Here is an 8,106-nt window from a genome sequence, read left to right on the forward strand (position 1 = left end):
GGCCGGGCTGGGTCGGACGCGGCGGTGTCGGACGGGGTGGTGTCGGACGAGGTGGTGTCGGACGCGGCGGTCACGGGGCCTCCTGCGGAGCGAGCAGCAGCACGGGGGCGACGCGCTCGGGCGCGGCGATCCGCAGCAGGCCGTGGCCGATGCCGGCCAGGCCGGTCATCAGACCGGGCGTGACGATGCCGCCCGGGGTGCCGCAGACCGGTCCGCGCTCCTCGATCGCGGCCAGCAGGGCGTCGCGGGTCCGGGGGTGGTCGTCCCGGGCCCGGGCGACCCCGGCGCGGGCCGCCGCGGCGAACAGCTCCAGGTTGCCCAGGGTGCCGTGGCAGAGGCTGTCGTCGCCGGTCAGGCCGGCGTCGGCGGTGGACCGGACGGCGCGCAGCAGCGCCCGGTCGCTCGACGGGGTGCGGGTCGCGGCGGGCAGGTCGGCCCGGAGCAGTCCGATGCCGGGGGCGCCGTGGCACCAGGCGTGGACGGCCGCGAACGTGCCCGGGGGAGGGGTGGCCCGCCAGGGCCGGGGGGCCTGTTCCCGGTAGTCCGGCCAGTTGTCGACCTCGGGGTCGTAGCCGGCCTCCTCGTAGGCGAGCGCGGCCTGACCGGTGCGCAGCGCGGCCGCGTCCCCGGTGCGGGCGGCGTGCCGCAGCAGTGCCCAGCCGATCCCGCCGGCGCCGTGGGACATGCCGAGCAGCGGCCGTGCGGCGGGCATCGCGGTGCGCCAGGCGACGGTGCCGCCGGGGTGCGCCTCGGCCTTCTCCACCAGCAGCCGCGCGCAGCGCCGGGCGCAGTCGTGGGAGGCGCCGCCGTACCGGTGCGCCAGGGCCTCGGCCACGGCGAGGCAGCCGGCCGCCCCGCCGATCAGGTCGAGCTGCCGGTCGTCGTCGAGGGCGCCGGCCGCCGCGGTGAACAGGCCCGGTACGGGCTCCGCCAGGGCGGGGTCGTCGAGCAGCACGGCGGCGCAGTCGAGCGCGTACGCGGTGCCCGCGAGGCCGCCGAACGCCCCCCAGGAGCGGTTCGGCGTGTGGCGCAGCACGTGGGCCAGGTGCTCCGGGAACGGTGCCAGGATCCGCCGCGCCCACCGCGCGTAGCGCTCCTCCCCGGTGACGGCGGCGAGCTGGGCGAAGAACAGCGCCGTCCCCGGGTAGCCGCCGTACAGGTCGTCCCGCAGGGCGGTGACCCGCCACTGGTCCCGGCTCAGGTCGAGCCCGAGCCAGCCGGCCCGCCCGCCGTCGCGGCGCGCGTCGGCCAGCAGCCGGTCGGCGACGGACCGGGCGAGGCACAGGGCGCGTTCGCCGGGGGAGCGGTCCGGGCCGGGTGCGGGCCCGGCCGGGTGCGGGCCGCTGCCCGCGGGTGCCGCACCGTCGGCCCCCGCGGTGGTGGCGCGGGCGGCGAAGGCGGCCCGGATGATCCAGTCCTGGGTGGCCAGGTCGTGCTCGTCCATGGCGGCGACGATCCGCCGGGCCCGGTCGAGCCCCGACTCGGGCAGCGCCCCCGGCAGCGTCCGGCCGCGGTGGGTGCGCAGGTCGCGGGAGCCGACGACGGAGCGGAACAGCGGGACGTCGCCGCTCCAGAGGTCCTCGGCTTCGAGGCGCAGCAGCGGCCGCTGCGCGGGGTTCCCGGCGGACTGGGCGAAGATCAGTCCGAGCACCCGGTCGCGGTCGAGCGCGTCACGGGTGACGTCCGGGTGGGTGCTCTCGCCCAGCAGGTGGGCGTAGACGCGGGTGGCGCGGACGATGGTGCGGCAGGTGTCCTCGCGGAACCGCTCCAGCGGGCCGTCCGGTGCGAGCAGCGCCTCGCGGTGGGCGGCGATGGCGCGGTAGCCGGCCTCGAAGCCCGCCCGCAGGGACGCCAGGTGGTCGGCCGGGTCCACGTCCCGGCCGTCCAGGCGCGGCCGGTTCGCACTGCCCTCGAAGGCGCGCTGCACCCGGGTCAGGCGCATCTCGTCGGTGCCGTCGCCCTCCCAGGTGGGCGACTTGAAGGGCATCACGGCGCCCTTGTCGGCGCCCATCCCGCCGACGTCCAGCACCGCGCCGCCGTCGCCGACCAGCACCGAGGGCAGCAGGCCCACCCGCTGCACCGAGTGCGCGAGCAGGTGCTGCGCCGGGTCGTCGTCGATCAGCGGGCTGCCGGTCAGGTGGGGCACGCCGACGTGGAACAGGGACTCCAGGTCGACGGCGACGGGGTGCTCCCCGACGGCGATCACGTTCTCGAAGTGGAAGTCGGTGGCGGCGGTCGCGTAGAGCAGGGCCAGCAGCGCCCCGAGGCGGTGGTAGAAGCGCTCGGCGGCCGCGTGGTCGGCGCACGGCGCCGGCTCCACGAACTCGATCCAGCCGTACTCGCCCCGGTCCCACACCGCCACGGTGCCCGGGCCGGGGCCCGGCAGGACGGTGTCGTACCAGTCGACCAGGGCGTTGAAGTGCTCGTGGACGGCCAGCGGCCGGGGCTTGTACACCAGCCGGGCGCCGGAGGAGAAGGTCAGCACGGCGACCGAGCGGCCCGCCTCGTGGCCGTCGCCGCGGCCCGTGCGCACCTCGGTCGGTTCGCCGGGATCGCGTCCGGCGAAGAGCCGCTCGACCAGCGCGGGCCGGTCGGCGGTGAAGCGGTCGAGGAACTCCCGGTGCGCGTGGACGGCGTTGAGGGTGGCGCACGCCAGCAGCCGGGCCAGGACGGCGTACTCGTCCAGCAGCGCGGCCAGCCGCTCGGGTTCCCGCTGCCAGGCGATGAAGGCGTGGAAGCGCTCCTGCGGGGTGTCGCCGCTCAACTGGCCGGACAGCCGGGCCACGTGGAGTTCGAGGACGAGGGTGCGGCCGAGGGTGGACACCAGCTGGTCCCGCAGGCCGGCGGTGAGCGAGCGCCGGACCGCCGCGAGGACGGGGGCGGAGGGCTCGGTGGCGTCCCCGGCGTGGGCGGGGGCCTCCAGCAGGCGGAGGGCCTCGGCGAGGAAGGGCTCGACGACGGCGGCGAAGGCGGCGAAGCCGTGCCGGTGCGTTCCGGCGTGCTCCTCGGCGTGTTCCGTGATGTCTTCCGCGTCGGGCGCCGGGGGCAGCCGTGGCGCGCGGGCGACGACGTCCTCGACGAACCGGGCCCAGGCCGGTTTGGCGGTGCGCGCGGCCAGGTCGTCGGGGTGTTCGGCGAGCAGCCGGCGCAGCAGGGGCGGGTCGATGCCCAGCGCGCGGGCCTGGGCCTCGGCGGTGTCCGGCGCGTGGTCGGTGAACGCCGAACGCCAGCGGGCCAGTCGGCGGTCGGCGCGCCAGCCGAGGCTGCCCTCCGCCGGGCTGTCGGCCACCGGGGCGGGCGGGTCGCCCTCGCCGCTCAGGCGTTCGGCCAACCACAGGCCGCGGGCCCACCAACTCCCGGTCAGGGGTGCGCGGTTGACGCGTGACCAGGGCGGGGCGGCGATCGCGGCATCGGGCGGGGTGTTCGAGGGCATGCTGGACTCCTGGGGCGCGGAAGGCGGGCGAACCGGAGGCGGGCAGGCGGACGCTGCCGGGAACGGGCAGGCGTGGCAGCTGGTGTGAATGACTGGCTCTCAAGGATTCATGTCAGCTGGTGCCGCGATGCGAGTCTGCTCGGCTTGCGACGGTCCGTCAAGTGGTGTGAACGACAGTGTCCGAGTCATTCATCTCAGCTGCCATCCGAAGCCGGCGACCGAAGCCGGCATCGGAAGCCTGCATCCGAACCGGATCCCCGCCGGTCCGCCCCCGGCGAGCGGGCCGCGTCAGGCGTGGACGCCCAGTTGGGCCAGGAGGGTCGTGTTGTCCTCGATGTGCCAGTCCTCGGTGATCCGGTCGGTGCCGACGTGCTGGATGTCGATGGCGTTGAAGTCGACGCTCTGGCCCTGGCCCCGCACGCCGTCGAAGGTGCCGGCGAAGTGGCCGCGGAAGACCAGGCGGGCGGTGATCCGGTCGCCGGTGACCAGGAGGTCGGAGAGTTCGCAGGTCAGGTCCGGTACCGCGGCGCGGAAGTTCGCCGAGGCGAGGACCGGGCCGGCGGGGCCCTGCGGACGGCCGGGCGGCAGGGTGTTGTCCCGGAACCGCGGGCTGATCGCCGCGTCCAGGTAGCGCCGCTGCCCGGTGTTCCAGAACGTGTACAACTGCTGTGCCAGGTGGACCTCCTGGGCGGCCCGCCGGGCGCCGATCGAGTGGTCCACGGTGAGGGCCTTCGGCTGGACGAGGCCGGGCGAGCGGTCGATCAGGCGCTGTGGCCAGTCGCCTGCGGAGTCGTGGTGGCCGGTGCCGTGGGCGGGGGCGGCCGCCACGGTGCCGCCCACCAGGCCGGTCACCGTCGCGAGGACGGCGGCGGTACGGATCAGGGTGCGCGAGTACATGGGAGCGGTTCCTCGGATCGGGGTGGGCACGCCCGCGGGTGCGGGCGTGCCGGGGGAGGGGTGGCGCCGCGTCGGCGGCGGGCCGGAGGTCAGGCGAGCCGGCCGCCGCCGTCGACGTGGAGCACCGTGCCGGTGACGTACGGGTTGTCGATGGCGTAGCGGACGGCCTTGACCAGGTCCTCCGGGGTGCCGACGCGCCGGGCGGGGTTGCGCTCGGCGACCCCGCGCAGGAATGCCTCCTTGTCGGCGCCCAGGCCGTCCCAGGAGCCGGTGTCGACGATGCCGGGGGAGACCGCGTTGACCCGGACCGGCGCGATCTCCACCGCCAGCGCCTGCACCAGGAAGGCCAGTGCGCCGTTGGTGGTGGCCATCACGGTGCGCGCGGGCGCGGGACGCCACGCGGCCACGCCGGAGAAGAAGGTGAACGAGCCGCTCGCGGAAACCTGCCCGGCCAGGTGCTTGGCCAGCAGCAGCGGGCCGATCACCTTCGCCGCGAACGCCCGCTGCACATCGGCCGCTTCGAGCTCCCGCAGCGGGCCGTTGGCCGGCATCGCGGCGGTCGAGACCAGGTGGTCGAAGCGGCCGGCCCGGGCGGCGAAGTCGGCGATCGACCGCTCGTCGGCGATGTCCAGGGCGATCACCTCGGACGGTCCGGACAGCTCTCCGGCCGTCCACTCCAGCTTGCGCGGGTCCGGGCCGGCCAGCACCAGGGTGGCGCCGTCCGCCGAGGCGGCCTTGGCGAGGGCCTGCCCGGTGCGGGAACCCGCACCGACCACGACGAGTCGCTGACCCTGGAGGGAGGTGGTGTCGGACATGGCGGAACTCCTTCGAATCATCGGGGAATCGGCCGCCCGCTGCTTCCCGGGGCGGCCGCACCACGACCCTCTCCCGACCAGCACTGATGAGTCCAAGGCTTGTTCTCTACCTCAGCGATAAAATCTCTTCATGGCAACGCCGACGCTCAGACAGCTCGAATACCTGGCCGCCGTGGTCGACACCGGATCGTTCACCCGGGCGGCGGAACAGCTGCACGTCACCCAGCCCGCCCTCTCCCACCAGATCCGCGCCCTGGAGGGCGCCCTCGGCGGCCCGCTGCTGGAGCGCCTGCCGCGCTCCGTACGGCTCACCCCGATGGGCCGAGCGGTCCTGCCGCACGCCCGCGCCGCGCTGGCCGAGGCCGAACGCCTGCACGCGGCGGCCCGCCGTACGGCCGGCCTGGAGGAGGGCGAACTGGAGGTCGCCGTCGTCTACTCGGTGAGCCTCGGCATCCTGCCGCCCGTGCTGCGGGACTGGCACCGCCTGCACCCCGGTGTGCGGATCCGGCTGCGCGAGTACTCCCACACCGACCGGCTCCAGGAGGCCATGGCCGCGGGCCGCGCCGATCTCGCCATCGGCCCGGCGCCGACCGGCTGGGAGGGGCCGATCAGGGAACTCGGCGTCGAGGAGTTCACGGTGGTGCTGCCCGCCGAGGACCCGCTGGCCGACCGTCCCGCCGGTACGGTCGCACTGACCGAACTCGCCGACCGCGACTGGGTCCACTACGCCCCGGACAACGGCCTCGCCGACCTGCTCGACCAGGTCTGCGCCCGGGCGGGCTTCCGCCCCAGGGCGGCGATCCGCGCCGAACAGACCTCGGCGGCACCGCTGTTGGCCGCGGCCGGGCTCGGGCCCGCCCTGGTGCCGGCCGACATCGTGCCGGCCCGGTTCGAGGGTGCGCTGCTGCGCCCGGACCCGCCGGTCCTGCGCGCCCTCACCGCGTACACCCGCACCCGTCCCGACCCGCTCACCGTGGCCTTCGCGGACCTGCTGGCCCGGCGGGCCCGGGTCGGTCCCGAGGTGTCCCGGAGGCCGGCTCCCGACGCGTCCGGCTGAGGACGCACGGGGGCGGGCAGGGACAGGCGGGGACGGACGGGGACGGCCGATCGGGGCTGAAGCCGGAGGCGCCGGCGGGCCCGTGACGCTCAGTGCGCGGCGGTGCCGACCGGCTCGTCGGCGTCCTGGGGGTCGTCGGCGTCGCTGAGGCCCAGGCGCAGGTGCTCGATGTGGTAGACGGCCTGGTCGAGCAGCGCGGCGACGTGGTTGTCGTAGAGCGCGTAGACGACCTGGCGGCCGTTGCGCCGACCGATGACCAGGCCGAGGTTGCGCAGCAGGCGCAACTGGTGGGAGCAGGCGGACTGCTCCAGGCCGACCTCGGCGGCGAGTTCGGTGGCGGCGCAGGGGCCCTCGCGGAGCCGGGAGAGGATCAGCAGGCGGGAGGGCGTGGCCAGGGCTTGCAGGGTGGTGGCCACCCGGGCAGCGCTGGTGGCGTCCAGGCGCGTGTGCGGGACGGCGGTGGCGGGGGTGGCTCCATGACCCATGCGGGCAATACTACAACTCATAGATGAAGGGGCCTTCATATGTTCATGTATCGTGAGTGAGTCATCGGCCCCGCCCTGCCCAGGCCTGCCCCGAAGGGTCCCGTCCGCCATGTCCTCCACCACCCTGACCGAGCGCCCCGCGTCCCCGGCCGCGCCGCGTCCGGACACCGCGCCCCGGCGGCGCACCCGGGTGCTGTCGCTGCCCGAGGCCCGCTGGGCCGCCGCCGCGACGGTGCTGTTCCTGGTCGCGCTGCCGCTCCAGCTGACCGGCGCCCCCGCCTGGACCTGGGGCCCGCTGTACGTCCTCGCCTACGCCACCGGCGGCTGGGAACCCGGCTGGGCCGGGCTCCAGGCGCTGCGGGAGAAGACCCTCGACGTCGACCTGCTGATGATCGTGGCCGCGCTCGGAGCCGCCGCCGTCGGACAGGTGATGGACGGCGCGCTGCTGATCGTCATCTTCGCCACCTCCGGCGCCCTGGAGGCGCTGGCCACCGCCCGCACCGCCGACTCGGTGCGCGGACTGCTCGACCTCGCCCCGGCCACCGCCACCCGGCTGCTGCCCGGCGGCGGCGAGGAGACCGTGCCCACCGAGCGGCTGGCCGTCGGGGACACCGTGCTGGTGCGGCCCGGCGAGCGGATCGGCGCCGACGGGCGGGTGCTCGACGGCGCGAGCGAGGTCGACCAGGCCACCATCACCGGCGAGCCGCTGCCGGTCGCCAAGCAGCCCGGGGACGAGGTGTTCGCCGGCACCCTGAACGGCACCGGGGCGCTGCGGCTGCGGGTCGAGCGGGACGCCTCCGACACGGTGATCGCCCGGATCGTGCAGCTGGTCGAGGAGGCCTCCGACACCAAGGCGCCCACCCAGCTCTTCATCGAGAAGGTCGAGCAGCGCTACTCGCTCGGCATGGTGGCGGCCACCCTCGCCGTCTTCGCCGTCCCGCTGGCCTTCGGCGCGGCCTTCACCGGCTCGCTGCTGCGGGCGATGACCTTCATGATCGTCGCCTCCCCGTGCGCGGTGGTGCTGGCCACCATGCCGCCGCTGCTCTCCGCCATCGCCAACGCCGGGCGGCACGGCGTCCTGGTCAAGTCCGCCGTCGTGATGGAGCGTCTGGGCCAGGTCGACGCCGTCGCCCTCGACAAGACCGGCACCCTCACCGAGGGCACCCCGCGCGTCACCGACCTCCGGCCGCTCGCCGGCTCCGGCCTCGCCGAGGCGGAGCTGCTGGCGCTGGCGGCCGCGGCCGAGCACCCCAGCGAGCACCCGCTCGCCCGCGCCGTCGTCGACGCCGCCCGCGGCCGCGGCCTGACCCCGGCCGCCGCCGAGGACTTCGGCTCCACCCCCGGCGTCGGCGTCACCGCCACCGTCGACGGCCGGGTGGTCGCGGTCGGCGCGCCCGCGCGGCTGATCAACTCCCGTAC

General features: G+C 75.9%; 6 protein-coding genes. 2 read left to right on the forward strand and 4 right to left on the reverse strand.

From position 1 onward, the window contains the following. Window positions 1–70: 70 nt before the first annotated feature. From ACFU6K_RS22965 to ACFU6K_RS22975, 3 genes are all read right to left on the reverse strand, one after another. On the reverse strand, window positions 71–3,433 hold the full coding sequence (locus tag ACFU6K_RS22965; RefSeq protein WP_380665843.1) for a type 2 lanthipeptide synthetase LanM family protein: 3,363 nt from the start codon (window positions 3,431–3,433) through the stop codon (window positions 71–73). Window positions 3,434–3,721: 288 nt separating this feature from the next. Further along, window positions 3,722–4,330: an ester cyclase gene (locus tag ACFU6K_RS22970; RefSeq protein WP_380665845.1), complete on the reverse strand. Its 609-nt coding sequence runs from the start codon at window positions 4,328–4,330 to the stop codon at window positions 3,722–3,724. Between the two features lie 89 nt (window positions 4,331–4,419). Beyond that, entirely contained in the window at window positions 4,420–5,145 is a 726-nt protein-coding gene (locus ACFU6K_RS22975) for an SDR family oxidoreductase (protein ID WP_380665847.1), read from the reverse strand. Window positions 5,146–5,275: 130 nt separating this feature from the next. Here ACFU6K_RS22975 and ACFU6K_RS22980 point away from each other — a divergent pair, with 130 nt between their 5' ends. Next, window positions 5,276–6,202 (forward strand): LysR family transcriptional regulator, encoded by a 927-nt coding sequence (locus tag ACFU6K_RS22980; RefSeq protein WP_380665849.1) that lies wholly within the window; start codon window positions 5,276–5,278, stop codon window positions 6,200–6,202. Between the two features lie 89 nt (window positions 6,203–6,291). On the opposite strand, the gene ACFU6K_RS22985 is transcribed toward ACFU6K_RS22980, so the two are convergent. After that, complete coding sequence (locus tag ACFU6K_RS22985) at window positions 6,292–6,687, reverse strand: ArsR/SmtB family transcription factor (protein ID WP_380665851.1); 396 nt, start codon at window positions 6,685–6,687, stop codon at window positions 6,292–6,294. 109 nt (window positions 6,688–6,796) lie between these two features. On the opposite strand from ACFU6K_RS22985, the gene ACFU6K_RS22990 reads away from it, so the two are divergent. Then, on the forward strand, window positions 6,797–8,106 hold a 1,310-nt coding region (locus tag ACFU6K_RS22990; protein ID WP_380665853.1), incomplete at its 3' end, for a heavy metal translocating P-type ATPase.

The sequence above is a fragment of the Kitasatospora sp. NPDC057512 genome (assembly GCF_042802135.1).
Lineage (GTDB): Bacteria > Actinomycetota > Actinomycetes > Streptomycetales > Streptomycetaceae > Kitasatospora.

Bases quoted from the DNA above. Each gene is read 5' to 3' on its own strand.
- ACFU6K_RS22965 (WP_380665843.1), bottom strand. From the start codon at position 3,433: ATGCCCTCGAACACCCCGCCCGATGCCGCGATCGCCGCCCCGCCCTGG.
- ACFU6K_RS22980 (WP_380665849.1), top strand. From the start codon at position 5,276: ATGGCAACGCCGACGCTCAGACAGCTCGAATACCTGGCCGCCGTGGTC.
- ACFU6K_RS22985 (WP_380665851.1), bottom strand. From the start codon at position 6,687: ATGGGTCATGGAGCCACCCCCGCCACCGCCGTCCCGCACACGCGCCTG.
- ACFU6K_RS22975 (WP_380665847.1), bottom strand. From the start codon at position 5,145: ATGTCCGACACCACCTCCCTCCAGGGTCAGCGACTCGTCGTGGTCGGT.
- ACFU6K_RS22970 (WP_380665845.1), bottom strand. From the start codon at position 4,330: ATGTACTCGCGCACCCTGATCCGTACCGCCGCCGTCCTCGCGACGGTG.